General features: G+C 62.5%; 22 protein-coding genes. 10 read left to right on the top strand and 12 right to left on the bottom strand.

Going from position 1 to position 15851, the window contains the following annotated elements:
* Positions 1-48: 48 nt before the first annotated feature.
* From purQ to purC, 4 genes are all read right to left on the bottom strand, one after another.
* Positions 49-723 (bottom strand): phosphoribosylformylglycinamidine synthase subunit PurQ, encoded by a 675-nt coding sequence (gene purQ, locus AC1RTB_RS02375; protein WP_492876483.1) that lies wholly within the window; start codon positions 721-723, stop codon positions 49-51.
* Complete coding sequence (locus tag AC1RTB_RS02370; RefSeq protein ID WP_492876485.1) at positions 720-953, bottom strand: hypothetical protein; 234 nt, start codon at positions 951-953, stop codon at positions 720-722. Before AC1RTB_RS02370 ends, purQ begins: the two co-directional genes overlap by 4 nt.
* A 19-nt stretch (positions 954-972) precedes the next feature.
* Positions 973-1215 carry a phosphoribosylformylglycinamidine synthase subunit PurS gene (purS, locus tag AC1RTB_RS02365; protein ID WP_492876487.1) on the bottom strand — a complete coding sequence of 81 codons (243 nt, stop codon included), beginning with the start codon at positions 1213-1215 and terminating at the stop codon, positions 973-975.
* A gap of 63 nt (positions 1216-1278) precedes the next feature.
* Positions 1279-2046, bottom strand: coding sequence for a phosphoribosylaminoimidazolesuccinocarboxamide synthase (gene purC, locus AC1RTB_RS02360; RefSeq protein ID WP_476788096.1), 768 nt, complete (start codon positions 2044-2046; stop codon positions 1279-1281).
* Positions 2047-2342: 296 nt separating this feature from the next.
* On the opposite strand from purC, the gene AC1RTB_RS02355 reads away from it, so the two are divergent.
* Together AC1RTB_RS02355 and AC1RTB_RS02350 are read left to right on the top strand one after the other, a co-directional pair.
* Positions 2343-2663: a DUF1476 domain-containing protein gene (locus AC1RTB_RS02355; RefSeq protein WP_492876489.1), complete on the top strand. Its 321-nt coding sequence runs from the start codon at positions 2343-2345 to the stop codon at positions 2661-2663.
* 107 nt (positions 2664-2770) lie between these two features.
* Complete coding sequence (locus AC1RTB_RS02350; protein ID WP_492876491.1) at positions 2771-3541, top strand: HpcH/HpaI aldolase family protein; 771 nt, start codon at positions 2771-2773, stop codon at positions 3539-3541.
* A 59-nt stretch (positions 3542-3600) separates the two neighbouring features.
* Here AC1RTB_RS02350 and AC1RTB_RS02345 read toward each other — a convergent pair whose 3' ends face one another.
* Positions 3601-4155, bottom strand: a complete 555-nt coding sequence (locus AC1RTB_RS02345; RefSeq protein WP_492876493.1) for an RBBP9/YdeN family alpha/beta hydrolase — start codon at positions 4153-4155, stop codon at positions 3601-3603.
* A 46-nt stretch (positions 4156-4201) separates the two neighbouring features.
* On the bottom strand, positions 4202-4675 hold the full coding sequence (locus AC1RTB_RS02340) for a GNAT family N-acetyltransferase (RefSeq protein WP_492876495.1): 474 nt from the start codon (positions 4673-4675) through the stop codon (positions 4202-4204).
* 242 nt (positions 4676-4917) lie between these two features.
* Here AC1RTB_RS02340 and AC1RTB_RS02335 point away from each other — a divergent pair, with 242 nt between their 5' ends.
* The 3 genes from AC1RTB_RS02335 to AC1RTB_RS02325 are packed head-to-tail and all read left to right on the top strand — an operon-like array spanning position 4918 to position 6725.
* Positions 4918-5820 (top strand): VOC family protein, encoded by a 903-nt coding sequence (locus AC1RTB_RS02335; protein ID WP_492876497.1) that lies wholly within the window; start codon positions 4918-4920, stop codon positions 5818-5820.
* A 1-nt stretch (position 5821) separates the two neighbouring features.
* Entirely contained in the window at positions 5822-6316 is a 495-nt protein-coding gene (locus tag AC1RTB_RS02330) for a GNAT family N-acetyltransferase (protein WP_492877280.1), read from the top strand.
* A gap of 58 nt (positions 6317-6374) precedes the next feature.
* Entirely contained in the window at positions 6375-6725 is a 351-nt protein-coding gene (locus AC1RTB_RS02325; RefSeq protein ID WP_492876498.1) for a putative quinol monooxygenase, read from the top strand.
* A gap of 16 nt (positions 6726-6741) precedes the next feature.
* On the opposite strand, the gene AC1RTB_RS02320 is transcribed toward AC1RTB_RS02325, so the two are convergent.
* The 6 genes from AC1RTB_RS02320 to AC1RTB_RS02295 form a co-directional block, all read right to left on the bottom strand.
* The gene (locus AC1RTB_RS02320) at positions 6742-7470 is read right to left on the bottom strand and encodes a metallophosphoesterase family protein (RefSeq protein ID WP_492876500.1); all 729 of its coding nucleotides are present in this window, start codon (positions 7468-7470) and stop codon (positions 6742-6744) included.
* Positions 7471-7478: 8 nt separating this feature from the next.
* Positions 7479-8780 carry an adenylosuccinate lyase gene (gene purB / locus AC1RTB_RS02315; RefSeq protein ID WP_492876502.1) on the bottom strand — a complete coding sequence of 434 codons (1302 nt, stop codon included), beginning with the start codon at positions 8778-8780 and terminating at the stop codon, positions 7479-7481.
* Positions 8781-8838: 58 nt separating this feature from the next.
* Positions 8839-9372 (bottom strand): hypothetical protein, encoded by a 534-nt coding sequence (locus AC1RTB_RS02310; RefSeq protein ID WP_492877282.1) that lies wholly within the window; start codon positions 9370-9372, stop codon positions 8839-8841.
* Positions 9373-9386: 14 nt separating this feature from the next.
* Positions 9387-10109 carry a DUF2259 domain-containing protein gene (locus AC1RTB_RS02305; protein ID WP_492876504.1) on the bottom strand — a complete coding sequence of 241 codons (723 nt, stop codon included), beginning with the start codon at positions 10107-10109 and terminating at the stop codon, positions 9387-9389.
* A gap of 76 nt (positions 10110-10185) precedes the next feature.
* The gene (locus AC1RTB_RS02300) at positions 10186-11190 is read right to left on the bottom strand and encodes a P1 family peptidase (RefSeq protein ID WP_492877284.1); all 1005 of its coding nucleotides are present in this window, start codon (positions 11188-11190) and stop codon (positions 10186-10188) included.
* A gap of 2 nt (positions 11191-11192) precedes the next feature.
* Entirely contained in the window at positions 11193-12266 is a 1074-nt protein-coding gene (locus AC1RTB_RS02295) for a branched-chain amino acid ABC transporter substrate-binding protein (RefSeq protein ID WP_492876506.1), read from the bottom strand.
* A gap of 154 nt (positions 12267-12420) precedes the next feature.
* Here AC1RTB_RS02295 and AC1RTB_RS02290 point away from each other — a divergent pair, with 154 nt between their 5' ends.
* From AC1RTB_RS02290 to AC1RTB_RS02270, 5 genes are read left to right on the top strand one after another with little or no spacing between them, the layout of a single operon-like run.
* Positions 12421-12915 carry a flavin reductase family protein gene (locus tag AC1RTB_RS02290; protein ID WP_492876508.1) on the top strand — a complete coding sequence of 165 codons (495 nt, stop codon included), beginning with the start codon at positions 12421-12423 and terminating at the stop codon, positions 12913-12915.
* 19 nt (positions 12916-12934) lie between these two features.
* The gene (locus AC1RTB_RS02285; protein ID WP_492876509.1) at positions 12935-13864 is read left to right on the top strand and encodes an AAA family ATPase; all 930 of its coding nucleotides are present in this window, start codon (positions 12935-12937) and stop codon (positions 13862-13864) included.
* Positions 13865-13868: 4 nt separating this feature from the next.
* On the top strand, positions 13869-14267 hold the full coding sequence (locus AC1RTB_RS02280) for a hypothetical protein (RefSeq protein WP_492943786.1): 399 nt from the start codon (positions 13869-13871) through the stop codon (positions 14265-14267).
* Positions 14264-15493: a vWA domain-containing protein gene (locus AC1RTB_RS02275; RefSeq protein ID WP_492876511.1), complete on the top strand. Its 1230-nt coding sequence runs from the start codon at positions 14264-14266 to the stop codon at positions 15491-15493. The genes AC1RTB_RS02280 and AC1RTB_RS02275 overlap by 4 nt, the downstream gene beginning before the upstream one ends.
* A gap of 18 nt (positions 15494-15511) precedes the next feature.
* Complete coding sequence (locus AC1RTB_RS02270) at positions 15512-15847, top strand: XdhC family protein (RefSeq protein WP_492876513.1); 336 nt, start codon at positions 15512-15514, stop codon at positions 15845-15847.
* Positions 15848-15851: the final 4 nt, after the last annotated feature.

Below are 15851 nucleotides of genomic sequence, written 5' to 3'. Positions count from 1 at the left end.
ATGCCCGCCCTTGTCAAATGGATGAAGTGAAAAATTCCTGGCGCGGGCTCATGCCGCCTTGGGCAGGCCGAGCGCGCTTTCAAACAGCGCGCGGCCGTCATTGCCGCCATGCGCTGCTTCGATCAGGTTTTCCGGATGCGGCATCAGGCCAAGCACATTGCCAGCCTTGTTGATGATGCCGGCGATGTCGTTGATCGAGCCGTTCGGATTGGTGCCTTCGGCGTAGCGGAACACCACCTGGCCGTTGCCCTCAAGCTGGTTGAGCGTCTCGGGATCGGCGAAATAATTGCCGTCATGATGCGCCACCGGGCAGCGGATGATCTGGCCGGCCGAATAATTGCGGGTGAACGCGGTGTTGGCGTTGGCGATTTCGAGCTTCACCTCGCGGCAGACGAATTTGAGCGAATTGTTGCGCATCAGGGCACCGGGCAGGAGGCCTGCTTCGACAAGGATCTGGAAGCCGTTGCACACACCGACAACCTGCACGCCCTTGGCCGCTTTTTCGGCGACCGCGCGCAGCACGGGCATGCGCGCAGCGATCGCGCCGCAGCGCAGATAGTCGCCGAAGGAGAAGCCGCCAGGAATGGCGATCAGGTCGACATCAGGGATTTCCGTGTCGGTCTGCCAGACGGTGACGGGCGCCTTGCCCGAAATCTTGGTCAGTGCCGCGATCATGTCGCGGTCACGGTTGAGGCCAGGAAGGAGAACGACTGCTGATTTCATTTCGGTTCGTAAGGCCTCTGAGCTTCGGCGAGTTCACGCAGTTCCAAACGACGCTCGATGCGCTCGAGCCGTTCGTCGTGGCGGTCAAGTCGGCGGTTCACGCCTGCCAGCGCTTCTTCCGCACCGGTCATTCTTCTCTTGATCTCCTGGAGGTCGAACTTCATCTCCGAGAGATCGCCATGCACGCGTTTGAGCAGTTCATACATCAGGTCGTTGGTGACTTCCGCCACTGCACCCTCCGGTACAACCTCAGATAAGCGTCACACTATAATTCTCAATCACCGTGTTCGCCAGAAGCTTCTCGCACATGGCGTTGAGGTCGCTTTCCGCCTTTGCCTTGTCGGCACCTTCGATCTCGACGTCGAAGACCTTGCCCTGGCGCACGGAACCGACGCCGCCGAAGCCCAGGCCGCCGAGCGCATGCTCGATCGCCTTGCCTTGCGGGTCGAGCACGCCGTTCTTGAGGGTGACGGTGACGCGGGCCTTGATCACGGGTCGAATTCTCCGGCTATTCGGCGAAAAAAGGAAGGGCGCGGTCGACCCGCGCCCTGACGCTTAGTGCTTGACGAGGACCGGGCCGGTCGGGCGCGGGGTCTCGTTTTCGTTCATGATGCCGAGGCGGCGTGCCACTTCCTGGTAAGCCTCGACCAGTCCGCCCATGTCGCGGCGGAAGCGGTCCTTGTCGAGCTTGTCCTGGGTGGCGACGTCCCACAGGCGGCAGCTGTCGGGCGAAATCTCGTCGGCGACGACGATGCGCATCATGTCGCCTTCGTACAGCCGGCCGCATTCGATCTTGAAATCGACGAGCTGGATGCCGACGCCCATGAACAGGCCGGAGAGGAAGTCGTTGACACGGATGGCGAGCGCCATGATGTCGTCGATTTCCTGCGGGCTTGCCCAGCCGAACGCGGTGATGTGCTCTTCGGAGACCATCGGATCGTCGAGCGCATCGGCCTTATAGTAGAATTCGATGATCGAGCGCGGCAGCACGGTGCCTTCTTCGATGCCCAGGCGCTTGGCCAGCGAGCCGGCGGCGACGTTGCGCACCACGACCTCGAGCGGGATGATCTCGACTTCCTTGATCAGCTGCTCGCGCATGTTGAGGCGGCGGATGAAGTGAGTCGGAATGCCCATCCGGTTCAGATGGTTGAAGATGTGCTCGGAAATACGGTTGTTGAGCACGCCCTTGCCGTCGACAACTTCATGTTTCTTCTTGTTGAAGGCGGTGGCGTCGTCCTTGAAAAACTGGATAAGGGTACCCGGCTCAGGGCCTTCATAAAGGATCTTGGCCTTGCCTTCGTAAATGCGGCGGCGATTCTTCATCTGAATGATTCTCTGGTTGGAAGGGTGGACGGCAAGATACCGGTCCCTTTCTCACGCCGCAAAGCCGCGGCGGCAGTGGGTTTCAACGCCGGTCTCTATCTTAAACGGGCCCATTGCTCAATCGTCATTTCCGGCCAATCAACGCCTTTTGGCACGGAAATGCCGCACCGCACACGTAAACAGAGCAAAAGAGAGACAAAGAGAGATATTGACCGGGCGTCGGGCTTTTGGTTTGAGGAAACCGATAACATATACACCGGAAGTCGAATCGACTTCCCACTCCCTGGAGGATTGCCATGAGCAACATGAAGGACCGCGAAGAAGGTTTTGAGCGCAAGTTCGTCTTCGACGAGGAGCTGCGTTTCAAGGCGAATGCGCGGCGCAACAAGGCGCTCGGCCTCTGGGCTGCCGAAAAGCTCGGCAAGTCGGGCGCCGATGCCGATGCCTACGCCAAGGAAGTCGTGATTTCCGACATCGAGGAAGCCGGCGATCATGACGTATTCCGCAAGGTCCGCGCCGATTTCGACGCAGCCGGCGTCGACCAGTCCGACCATCAGATCCGCCGCACCATGGACGAACTGATGGCGCAGGCGATCGAGCAGATCAAGAACACCTGATCCGGCCAGCATCGCTGGACTAACGAACCGCCCGGCTCCCGGGCGGTTTTTGTTTGCGCCCTACGTCGCTTCGGGATGAAATAGCCATGCCAGAGGGAGAGAGAAAAATGACGCTTGCCGAGAGACTGCACGCCAACGAGACCATCATCACCGCATGGTCTGGCGTGCCGGATGCGCTGACCGTCGAAATCCTGGCCGGGCAGGGGTTCGATGCGGTCACCCTCGACATGCAGCATGGCGGCCACAACGAAGACTCCGTGCTGCGTTCGCTGGCGCCGGTGCTGCGCGCGAGCAAGCATGCAATCGTGCGCGTTCCCGTCGGGCGCTTCGACATGGCGAGCCGCGCCCTCGACTTCGGCGCCGAAGCCGTCATCGCCCCGATGGTCAATTCAGTTGAAGATGCGCAACGCTTTGCCGCCGCCATGAAATACCCGCCACTGGGCGAGCGCTCCTGGGGGCCGACCTTTGCCGCGCCCCGTCATGGCAGCAAGGATTCGGTCAAGTGGCTGAAGGAGAGCAATGCGCGCACCGTCTCCTTTGCCATGGTCGAAACGCATGCCGCGGTCGCAGCCCTCGACGGCATATTGGCGACGCCCGGCATCGACGGCATTTTCCTTGGCCCGGGTGATTTCTCGATCGCCTGGACGAAGGGTGAGACTGTCAATTCTACGCTGGAAGCGATGATGGAAACGGTCGCCGATGTCGCCAAGCGCGCGCGCGCCGCTGGCAAGCATGCCGGCATCTATGTCACCGATCCCAAGATCTCCGGGCGCTTTGTCGAAATGGGCTTCCAGTTGCTCGCCACGGGCTCGGAGCACCAGCTGATATCAAGCGGTGCCGCGAACCTGCTTTCCGAGCTCAGGAAGTCCCTCGGCTAGCGTATTTTGCAGACAAGTGGGATCACTTGTCTGCCGCGAAAATACGCAAAATCAAAGTCTTAGCCTTCCAGCCGCGACATGAACTGCGCGAACACCATCGACCCCTCGGGCCACGGCCCGAAGCCGGAATCGGCATTGATGTGGCCTGCTTCGCCGGCATCGATGAACAGCGAGCCCCAGGCCGCGGCGATGTCCTCGGCGACGTCGAGCGCGCAGTAGGGATCGTTGCGGCTGGCGACCACCACCGAGGGAAATGGCAGCGGATCGCGCGGGTAGGGCCCAAAGGTCAGCAGATGCTTCGGCCGGATCGCCGGGTTGGCGACATCTGGCGGGGCCACGAAGAAGCCGCCCGCCACGTATTTCCTGAAGCCCGGAATGGCATGGATGGCGGTCGGGATGCCGAGCGAGTGTGCAACCAGCACCACCGGCCGTTCCGCCGCGTTGACCGCGTCGATGACCTTGGCCGTCCAGTCCTCGCGCACCGGCTTCGACCATTCGTCCTGCTCGACGCGGCGCGCGGTCGATAGTTTTTCCTCCCAGCGGCTCTGCCAGTGGGATGGTCCCGAATTGGTGTATCCGGGCACGATGATGATATCGGCGTCTTTTACCTTCATATCGCGGATGTAGCGATCCGATCTCGCCGGTGCAAGCCGGTGCGGCTCACAGTTCCATATGCACGATCTCGATCGGATCGCCGCCGACGCCATGCGAGAAATAGCCCCGCTCGACGGTGCGAAAGCCATGGCGGCGATAAAAGCCCTCGGCATTGACAGTTGATTCGACCTTGATCGGCCCGTCATGGTTCTGCCGCGCATTCTCGATGCCGATTTCGAGCAGCCGCTTGCCAAGACCTGAACCTGCGGCGTCGACCAGAAGAAACAGCCGCGTCACCTCACCGGGCTCGGAATCGACAAAACCGACGATCCTGCCGCCTTGCTCGGCAACGACCATCAGCCCTTTATCAATCAACGCTTCGTAGGTGTCGGGCGTCCGTTCCCCCATCCATCCGGCGATCTGCTCGGCGGAGTAGTGGCCCTTCGCCAGCTCGCGAACGGAAGCCCGCGTGATATCAAACGCGGCCTGTCCGTCACCACGGCGTGCCGGTCTCAGCGATATGTGTTCATTGTCATTCATGAAATGCGCTCGGATCAAATTTCAGCAACCGAACTGCTAGCGCCCGGCATTGGAAAAGTCTTCGGCGATTGGCCACTGGCACAATCAAACCTCTGGCAAACCTCTGGCGGCGACCAGAAGCCGGCAATAGGTCGGTTGATATCGAAATGTTGAACGCCGTGTTCGGTCTTTGCTGACTTGTGTGAACGATGCGCTCAGCCGATCTATGACGAGAAACAGCCGTGTTGGCCGGAGAGTGGATTTTGGAACTGACACGGCGCAAACTGATTGGCAGCGCAGCCCTCCTTGCGATGGGAGCGACAGGCGGCGTTGGCCATACGGAGCCCAAGATGAGCAAGATACCCTTTGCCGCCACAACGCCGGTCAGCGTTGCGCGCGTCGGCCTTAAGGCACGCGACGCCGAGGCGATGGCCAAATTTTACCGCGACGTGATTGGCCTGCAGGAGCTCGCCCGCGACGGCGAAACCATCACGCTGGGTGCTGGCAGCCGCGCGCTGCTAAACATCGAGTCCGACAAGGCGGCCAAGCCTGACGATCCGCGCAGTGCGGGCCTGTTTCACACCGCCTTCCTGCTGCCGACCCGCGCCGATCTCGGGCGCTGGATCAAGCACGCGATCGACACGCGCATTCCGGTCGACGGCGCGTCCGACCATCTGGTCAGCGAGGCGCTCTACCTGACCGACCCGGAAGGCAACGGTATCGAGATCTATCGCGACCGGCCGCATGACAGCTGGAAATGGACCGGCTCGCAGGTTGATATGGCGACCGAGCAGCTCGATATCCCGTCCATTGTCGCCGAGGTGCCTGCTGGCGATGCCGGCTGGCAGGGCATGCCAGAAAACAGCATCGTCGGCCACGTCCATCTGCGCGTCGGCAATCCTGCGGCGGCCGCGGAGTGGTGGAACAAGCAATTCGGCTTCGACACGATGGCGAAATACGGCAACAGCGCCGTTTTCCTGTCGTCTGGCGGCTACCATCACCATATCGGCGCCAATTCCTGGCAGAGCCCAGGTGCGGGAAAGCGTGACCTCTCGCGCACCGGCCTTGCCTGGGTCGAAATGCGCTCGGCCGACGCCAAGGCGGCTTCGACCTACGAGGATCCCTGGGGTACGGTGATCAAAGCCGTGCCCGGTGCGCCTTCTTGAAATGTTGATCCGGCCCGAAACCTCCACAGACCATGATGCGATCCACGAGCTCACGTGGATCGCATTCAAGCCGATGCCGTACAGCGAGGGAACTGAAGCGGACATCATCAGGCGGTTGCGTGCCGATGACGATCTGACGATCTCACTGGTGGCGGAGGACGACGGCGAGATTGTCGGGCATGTGGCGTTCTCGCCCGTCTCGATCGACGGCAGGCATCACGGCTGGTTCGGACTCGGGTCGATATCCGTGAAACCCGAGCGGCAGCGTCAAGGCATAGGCAGGACGCTGATTGCGGCCGGCCTGACGATGCTGGGCAAGCGTGGCGCAAGCGGCTGTGCGCTGATCGGCAACCCCGAAGTCTACAGCCATGCCGGTTTCGTCAGCGACGGCCAACTGACATATGGCGACGTTGACGTCCGATACGTCCAGCGGCTGGTTCTGCGTGGACAGGCTCCGAGCGGTGCGTTGAAATTCGCTCCCGCATTCGGCGAGTAGCCTTGGGCAGCCGGGACGTGACAATCCATCCTGACACGGTTTGGCGGTCGCTTGTGTTATGCGCGATACCAATGGGCCTGCCATGTCGGCAGTTCCGATGCCATTGCGGGAGCCCTCCATGCTGAAAGTCATAGCTCAGGATTTCATCAAACCTGAGTTCATAGAGGTTGTACTGCCGCTCTATGCCGAGCTCGTAGAGAAGACCAAGCGCGAACCGCTCTGCATCTCCTACGACCTCTTCGTGGATCAGAAGGATCCCGGCCATTTCGTCTTCATCGAGGAATGGCCTGATCGCGCGGCCCTTGATATCCATTGCCAGACCGAGCATTTCACGCGCCTGGTGCCGCTGATCAACGGATATCAGCGGCAAGACCCGAGCTTCATCCTGATGGATGCTTTTGCGGGCTGAGACGCATCGTCCGATGCTATGCGGTCCCGGCCGCATAGCCGGTCGCCAACCCATGGCTCCAGCTGGAAAAGCCGGCAGCCACCGCGCGCCGCGAGGCTTTGCCCCAATCGTAGTCGATGGCGTGATGGCTGAACGACCAGTCGCCGTTCTTGAGCGTGGCGATGGCGTACCGGGCGTGTGGGCTGCCAGTCACGGTTAGGCCGGGAAAGGCCTGGACGCCGACGCTGCCGGGGTTGAGGACCACCTGCCGATCGGACACATGCACGACACGTGGCGTGTGCGTGTGGCCGCAGAGTATGAGCTTGGCGTCGATCTCTCCAAGCTTGTGCCTAATCTGGCTCTGGTTGGATGGAAAGAAGTGGTTGCCACCATCTTCTTCGAGCAGGAACGTCTCGTCGTCGGTTGGCGAGCCGTGGCAGAGCAAGATGTCGGGCGCGAGGGGCAAGGTGAGTGGCAATGACGAGACCCAAGTCAGCGACGTTGGGGACAAGCATCGGTGCGTAAACGCGTCGATGCTTTCCAAATCGGGCACAGGGGTTTCGACCAGGGCGCGATCGTTATTGCCGCGCACCGTAGGCCAGTTCTCGGCAATCAGATATTGCGCGGTTTCCTCCGGCCATAGCGGGCCGGAGATGCAGTCCCCCAGATTGACTATGACATCAGGGGCACTGTCCTTGATGCGCGCGTGGACAGTTTCCAGCGCGCGCAGATTTCCGTGGATGTCTGAAACAACAGCCAGCCGCATCAAAAACCTTAGCCAAATACCCGCTTGAAGATCGTATCGACATGCTTGGTGTGGTAGCCGAGGTCGAATTTTTCACGGATCTCAGCTTCAGGCAAGGCAGCGGTCACTTCCTTGTCGGCGAGAAGTTCCTCAAGGAAATCCTTGCCTTCTTCCCAGACCTTCATGGCGTTGCGCTGGACGAGCCGGTAGGCGTCCTCGCGGGAAACGCCTGCCTGCGTCAGCGCCAGCAGGACGCGCTGAGAATGCACGAGACCGCGGAACTTGTTCATGTTCTTGAGCATGCTGTCGGGGTAGACGACGAGCTTGTCGATGACGTTGGTCAGCCGCGCCAGCGCGAAGTCGAGCGTGACGGTGGCGTCCGGGCCGATCATGCGTTCGACCGAGGAGTGCGAGATGTCGCGCTCGTGCCACAGCGCTACGTTCTCCATCGCTGGCGCCGCATAGGAGCGGACCATGCGGGCAAGGCCGGTCAGGTTTTCGGTCAGCACCGGGTTGCGCTTGTGCGGCATCGCCGAGGAGCCCTTCTGGCCCGGCGAGAAATACTCCTCCACCTCACGCACCTCGGTGCGCTGCAGATGGCGGATTTCGATGGCGACGCGCTCGATCGACGAAGCGATCACGCCGAGCGTGGCAAAGAACATGGCGTGGCGGTCGCGCGGGATGACCTGCGTCGACACCGGCTCGGGCTTGAGGCCGAGCTTGGCTGCGACATGCTCCTCGACGCGCGGGTCGATGTTGGCGAAGGTGCCGACAGCGCCCGAAATGGCACAGGTGGCGATGTCTTCGCGGGCATGCACCAGCCGCTCGCGGCAGCGCGTGAATTCGGCGAAGGCCAGCGCCAGCTTGACGCCGAAGGTTGTCGGCTCGGCATGGATGCCGTGGCTGCGGCCGATGGTGACGGTGTCCTTGTGCTCGAAGGCGCGGCGCTTGAGAGCGGCCAAAAGCGCGTCGATGTCGGCAAGCAGGATGTCGGTGGCGCGCACCAACTGCACGGAAAGGCAGGTGTCGAGCACGTCCGACGAGGTCATGCCCTGATGGATGAAGCGCGAATCCGGGCCGACGAATTCGGCGAGATGCGTCAGGAAAGCGATAACGTCATGCTTGGTGACACGCTCGATTTCATCGATGCGCTCGACGTCGAAGGTGGCGGCACCGCCCTTTTCCCAGATCGTCTTGGCCGCTTCCTTGGGGATCACGCCGATCTCGGCCAGCGCGTCGCAGGCATGGGCCTCGATCTCGAACCAGATGCGGAACCGGGTTTCGGGGGACCAGATGTCGACCATCTCGGGCCGGGAATAGCGAGGGATCATGGCGGGGTGTCCAGCTGCGGTTGCGTCGCCGCTCCCCTAACAGAGCTGGGCGCAATGCTCAACGCGAACGGGCAGCAAACCACAAAGCAGCAGTGAAAAGGGCGGCAAATCCGATTGGAAAATAGAGCCGAAGGCCCAAAACGGCAAATTGATAGAGCGCGACCAGCCCGGTGAAGACGAACTGGAACGCCCAGGTGATGGTGAAGGGGGCCGCATGCCACTCGGCGTAGTAGCTGCGATATTGCAGCGCGTAGAGCAGGGCGGTCAGGCCGATTGTCACAACGCCAAGCGACACGAAAGCGGCGGCGAAGGCCGTTTCGGGCCGGCGGCCTTGCGAAAGCAGTTTTGCCAGCGTCCAGCCGATCGGGAAGGCGGCGGCTCCACCGAGCGTGAACAGCGATACAACAATGTGGACGCCAACCGGAGTTTCCCAACCGTCGAGCAGTAGCGTCAGGAGCGCGCTTGCTCCCATTGCAAGACCCCAGACAACGGAGCCGGCGATTGCCAGGCGCAAGGAAGGCAGCGCCTGGCGCAGCCGCTCGCTGACGCGCGGTTCTTTCGAAGTCCCTGGCAGGCTTGCCCCGGCAGTCATCGCCACGTCGTCGGTCACGTCCGGCCCGTCACCGCTATCCAGCGGTGGTCGGGGCCTTCGAAGCCGTGGCGGATGACGGTGATCAGCACGGCATAGGTCATCGCGCCGCCTTCCCCGAAGAAGGTCTGCACGCCGCCGATACGGTAGCCGCTCGGGCAGCCACGGCTCAGCGGCACGTCCTTATCTTCCTGCAGCACGTCGGTCTTGCCGTCGTCACGCACATGGACCAGCCTAAAACCCTTGACCGGGCCGATGCCGGGGCAGCGCTCGATCTCGCCAAGTGAAATCTCTTCGAGCCGGAATTCAAGCTGCGGGTCGATGGGTGGAAACACCGGGCGCGGATTGACCACCATCTTGTGCGGATCGGCGCTGATTTCGGTCACCGCGTTGAAGCCTGCGAGACGGCCGCGATTGGCGGCCAGAACCTCGTCCTTGACGACTTTCTCGCCGCGCGCCCGCGCCTGGTCGCGCGCCACCTGCAGGCCAATACTCTCGTCTTCCATCTGCACGCGCACCGGCGTGTTGGGCAAGAACTTGTCGGTTTCGGTATCGATGTAGAAGCGGTGCGCATAGGCAAAGCCCGAACCGTCCTGGATGCCGTACTCTTCGAAAGCGAAAATCTTGCCGTTGGCGCTGAAGCCGAGCACGTTGAGGTCGGCCGCGTCGCCGGCATGAGCCAGCTGTGATGCGGCAAACAACGACAGGCCTGCGAGGCAAAGAAGCTTGATCGATTTCACGGCAATCCCTCTCGTACCCGGTTGATTCAGTTTTTCAGGCGAAAGCGCTAAGATACCGTCAATAAAGGATTTTGGCTCAGCGTGCCGACCACACCGGCATGATGTCGCCGGACACAGCGGTCGCGGCATGTACGCCACGCGCGATCGCCCGCGCCATCGTCGAGGCGGCAGCGGCGAAGAAGTCGACGACGTCCCCCTGTTCGATCGTGATGCCGCTTGCTCCTGTCGCCAGCGCAAACACCAGGTCGCCGTCAAAGGGGGTGTGCACCGGCCATATGGCGCGGGTGAAGCCGTCATGGGCCGATATCGCCAGCCGCTTGGCAGCCGCCTTGGTCAGCATCGCGTCGGTGGCGATCACCGCAATCGTGGTGTTGGCGGCAGCGCTGTTTTCCTCCTCGTATTTCTTGAACACGCGGCTCGCATCGTCAGGCAGTGGCGAGGGGTAGCCGAGGCCGCCGAACTCGCCGTCGAGCTCGAACGGTGCCGCCCAGAAATGCCTGGACCGCCCGACGGTCACCGAACCGGTGGCATTGACAGCAACGAGCGCGCCCACCGTCACGCCATTGGGCAGAACTGTCGAAGCCGAGCCCAGCCCGCCCTTGAGGCCTGCCGTCAGCGCCCCGGTGCCCGCACCCGCCGTACCGAGCGTGAAGTTGCGTCCGGCTGCTTGCACGGCATCGTAGCCAAGCTCGCGATAGGGTGGGTAGCGGCCCCAGTCCTTGGCGCCGCCGTTGAGCATGTCGAACAGGATCGCCGCCGGCACGATGGGGATGATCTGGTCGCGCACGGCAAAACCGATGCCCTTTTCGCGCAAGGCTGCCTGCACGCCCGACGCCGCATCGAGGCCGAAGGCCGAGCCGCCGGAAAGCACCACCGCATTGACGGTTTCCACCGTATTGTGCGCTTCGAGCAGGTCGGTCTCGCGCGTTCCCGGCGCGCCACCCAGCACTTGCACTGCAGCCGTAGCCGGCGTGTCGCACAAAACAACCGTCACCCCCGACTTGACCTTGTCGTCAGCGGCATTGCCGACCCGCAGGCCGGCGACATCGGTGATCAGGTTCAGCGGTCCGGCTTTCAACATCATCATTGCGTCTCTAAAGGCACGTAGTTCGATCCGTCGAAGCGGAACAGGCGATAGGGGTTTTCGGCTAGATCGCCCTTGGCGTCGAAGCGGATCTTGCCGATCGCCGTGTCGAATTCTTGCCCTGCGAGCACGTCAGCGACGGGTTTTCCGCTCGACGCCGCAAGTTCTGCCGCGGTGCGGGCGATCTCCACCGCCGCAAAAGCGGGTAGGGTGTAGCCGTCAGGCATCAGCTTTTGCGCTTCGAATGCGGACAGCACGTCCGCCTTGGCGAGATCGGACCATTCAGGCGGCGCGACCATCAACGTGCCCTCGGCCGGCGGCACTGTCCGGTCGGCGACGCGAAGCGTTTCGCCCCCGGCAAACACCATGCCGTTGCCAAGCGTGGCCGCATCGCGCGCCATCAAAGCGATGTCTTCACCGTCGCCGCCGACAAACACATGCGTGGCGCCGGCCTTGCGCAGGCGGGCAACGAGCGCCACCTGGTTGTCGAGTTGCGGCCGGTAGGTGTCGACGAACACCGGTTTCAGCCCGGCCTGCTCGACGGCGGCCCGGAAGCTTTCGGCCAGCTCGCGGCCGTAAATCGTGCCGTCGTCGACGATGGCGAACAGTTCGTTGTTCCATAGCCGTGGCAGCAGGGAAGCCGCCGCTTCGCGCTCTTCGTCGCCGCGCGGCCCGAGCCGGAACACCTGCCAGCCGGTCTTGCCACGCTGGTCGGTCAGGCTGTCGGTGCGCACGCCGACCGTGATGACGGGGATCTGCGCGTCTTTCAGCACGGGCAAGGCCGCCTCGATTGCTTCGGTGCAGACAAAGCCTATGACAACAGCGACCTTGGCCTCGACGAAACCCTGCGCTGCATTGGCTCCGCCTTCGGCGGTGCAGCGGTCATCGGCGATCTCAATCGATGTTCCGTCGCGCTCGCCAGCGAGCATCGCACCGGCCTTGATCTGTTCGCCAAGCATCGCCGAAGGGCCGGACAACGGCGCTGCCACGCCGATTCTCAGCGGCTCGGCCTGGGCGGCCAGCGCGACAAGCGATATGGCAAGTGTCATGGCGATGGCGGTTGCGGATCGCATTCGGTCCAACAAAGTCCTCTGCGCGCGGAAGTTTACGCGATGTCTTTGACCTACTGCGTGGCCCGTATAAGCGCAATGTGCTTGTGGCCCACTTGCTTGTGAGCTGAACTATGCGGCCATATATAGCGCTCAGGGTCCACCACAGGAAAATCCGTTGCTGAAGAAGTTTGAAGTCGGGCCACAGGCCTACCGCGATGCCATGAGCCACTTTGCCGGCGCCGTTCATCTGGTCACCACCGACGGCGTGGCGGGCAAACGTGGCGCCACCGTCATCGCCGCCTGCTCGGTTTCGGACACCCCGCCAATGGTTCTTGTCTGCGTCAATCGCGAGAACCCCAAGAACGACGCCTTCATCGAAAACGGCAACTTTGCCCTCAACACGTTGGCCGCGCGCCACGAGCCGCTCGCCGTCGCCTTTTCCGGTGTCACTGGCTTGCCGCCCGAACAGCGATTCGCGCTTGGTGAGTGGGAGATCCTTTCGTCAGGTGCGCCGGCACTCATCGGTGCTGTCGCGGTGTTCGACTGCGAACTGGTCGACACCAAGGAACTGGCCACTCATCGTGTCATGTTTGGCAAGGTGACAGGCCTGCGCATCGGCGATAACCTTCGCCCGCTGATCTATCACGGTCGCAGCTACCACGTGCTGTAGGCCGCCACCCGGAAGCGCCATGACCGAGCCAAAACTTCGTCCCATCCCCCAAACGATCGACGAGACGCTCGATCTGTTGACCGGCGCGGATTATGTCGCCGACCGGGCGCTGGCGACGGTGCTGTTTCTTTCACTGCGCATGAACCGGCCGCTCTTCCTCGAGGGCGAGGCGGGTGTCGGCAAGACCGAGATCGCCAAGGTCCTGGCAAGCGCCCTTGGCCGCCGGCTGATCCGCCTGCAGTGTTACGAAGGCCTCGACGTCTCCTCCGCCGTCTATGAGTGGAACTATGCGGCGCAGATGATCGAGATCCGCATGGAGGAGGCGACGGGCAAGGTCGACCGCTCCGACATGGAAAGAAACGTCTTCTCCGAGAAATACCTGATCCGCCGCCCGGTGCTCGACGCGCTGACCGGCAAGGCCGGTGCAGCACCTGTGTTCCTGATCGACGAACTCGACCGCACCGACGAGGCGTTCGAGGCGTTTTTGCTCGAAATCCTCTCCGACTATCAGGTGACGGTGCCCGAACTCGGCACGATCAAGGCGGAGGAGCCGCCGATCGTCATCATCACCACTAACCGCACCCGCGAAATCCACGACGCGCTCAAGCGCCGCTGCCTCTATCATTGGGTCGACTATCCCAATGCCGAGCGCGAGCTGGAAATCGTTCGCCGCAAGGTGCCGCAGGCCAACCAGCGGCTTTCGGCCGAGGTGGTAAGCTTCATCCAGAGGCTGCGCGAGATCGAGCTGTTCAAGGTGCCGGGCGTCGCCGAAACCATCGACTGGGCTTCGGCACTCACCGAACTCGACAAGGTCGCGCTCGATCCCGAGACGATTTCGGACACGATCGGCGTGCTGCTCAAATACCAGGACGACATTGCGCGCATCGAACAGGGCGAAGGCCGCCGCATCCTCAACGAGGTGAAGGCGGAGCTGGCGGCGGCGGAGTAGGGATATGGCGTTCCTGTCGCCTACATCATTCGGTTGCCATCTGGCTGAACCTGCAGGCGTGGGCGCGGTGATCGCTTCAGTCCGCATGCCGGTTTGGCGGAACCTGGCCATCTGCTCGTCCTGGACCGGCTTCGATTGCTTCGACATCACGGCATGGATTCCCGACACTCTCCGCTCGTTTCACGCGCTCACGAGGTCGGGAATGACGGACTCACTGGACGTTGCCGCCAATCACGAACGCATGCCGCTCGCCGCCAATCGCAAACGTCTGGGATTTGCGAAGACGCCTCCTGCAACCCGTCATTCCCGACCTCGTGAGCGAGTGAAACGAGCGGAGAGTGTCGGGAATCCATGCCGTGACATCAATGAAGCCCCGATCGGTGCAAGGGGCGCGACAACATGACCCCGATCCCGCCTGACGGTCGCATCGGCGACAATATCGTCTATTTCGCCCGCGCCTTGCGCAAGGCCGGCATGCGGGTTGGCCCGGCGTCGGTCAAGGATGCCATCGAGGCCGTGCTGGCTGCCGGTATCGGTTCGCGCGACGATTTTTACTGGACGCTGCATGCCGTGCTGGTCAGCCGGCATGAAGATCATGCCACGTTCGATGAGGCGTTCCGGCTGTTCTGGAAGTCACGCGAGCTGATCGAAAAGATGCTGGCGATGTTTTCGCCCGTCGCACCCGACCACCGAGAAAGGCAGAAGCCGCGCGCCGCCGAAAACCGCGTCAGCCAGGCGATGTTCGAAGGCCACCAGAAGAGCCAGCCGCCGCGCGAGATCCCCGAGATCGAGGTCGATGCCCGCTTCACAGTGTCGGGCAACGAGATGCTGCGCGCCAAGGACTTTGCCCAGATGACGGCGCGCGAAGTCACCGAGGCACGGCGCGAGATCGCAGCACTGCGGCTGCCTTTCGACACCGTGCGCACGCGCCGCTTCAAGCCCGATCCGCATGGCGCCAAGGTCGATCCGCGTGCCATGATGCGTGCCGCCGCGCGAACCGGCGGCCAGCTGATCCTGCCGAAATTCCGCTCCGTCCGCGAGGTCCACCCGCCTTTGGTGGTGCTGGCCGACATTTCCGGCTCGATGAGCCAGTACACGCGAATCTTCCTGCATTTCCTGCATGCGCTGACTGAAAAACGGCGGCGCGTGCATACTTTCGTTTTCGGCACGCGGCTCACCAACCTGACCCGGCAGATGCGTCACCGCGACCCCGATGCGGCACTTGCCGACTGTTCGTCCGCGGTCAAGGATTGGTCCGGCGGCACCCGCATCGGCGACACGCTTGGTGAGTTCAACCGGCTGTGGTCGCGCCGGGTGCTCGGGCAGGGCGCTGTGGTGCTGCTCATCACCGACGGGCTCGAGCGCGATGATGTCGCTGGCCTCTCCGAAGAGATGGAGCGGCTCAAAAAGTCGTGCCGCAGGCTGATCTGGCTCAACCCGCTGTTGCGTTTCGACGGTTTCGAGGCCCGGGCGCGGGGCGTTCGCGCCATGCTGCCGCATGTCGACGAGTTCCGCCCGGTGCACAATCTCAACGCGCTCGGCGATCTCTGCGCCTCGCTGGGCGCGCCCGCCTCGCGCAGAAGCGACCCGAAATTGTGGATGATCGACGGCCGGCGCCGGGCGGCGTAAGGTCGTGAAGGAGGTTTTATGCCAAGCAAGTTTCTCGATGAAGCCCGCGACCCGCTGATCATCGCCGAAGGCTGGATGAAGGATGGCAAGGATGTCGCCATCGCCACCGTTGTCGAGACCTGGGGCTCGGCACCGCGTCCTGTCGGCAGCCATCTCGTCATTGACGCCGAGGGTACGTTCCACGGCTCGGTTTCAGGCGGTTGCGTTGAGGGCGCGGTCATTTCCGAAGCGCTCGATGTGATCGAGAGCGGCAAGCCGAAGATGCTTGAATTCGGCGTCGCCGACGAAACCGCATGGCAGGTCGGCCTGTCCTGCGGCGGCCATATCCGGGTTTATGTCGAGCGGTTGGGGTGAAGCG

This window comes from Aminobacter sp. GW821-FHT11F06, assembly GCF_058808215.1.
Note: the sequence above shows the minus strand (reverse complement) of the source record. Positions and strands in the feature narration are given on the sequence as shown.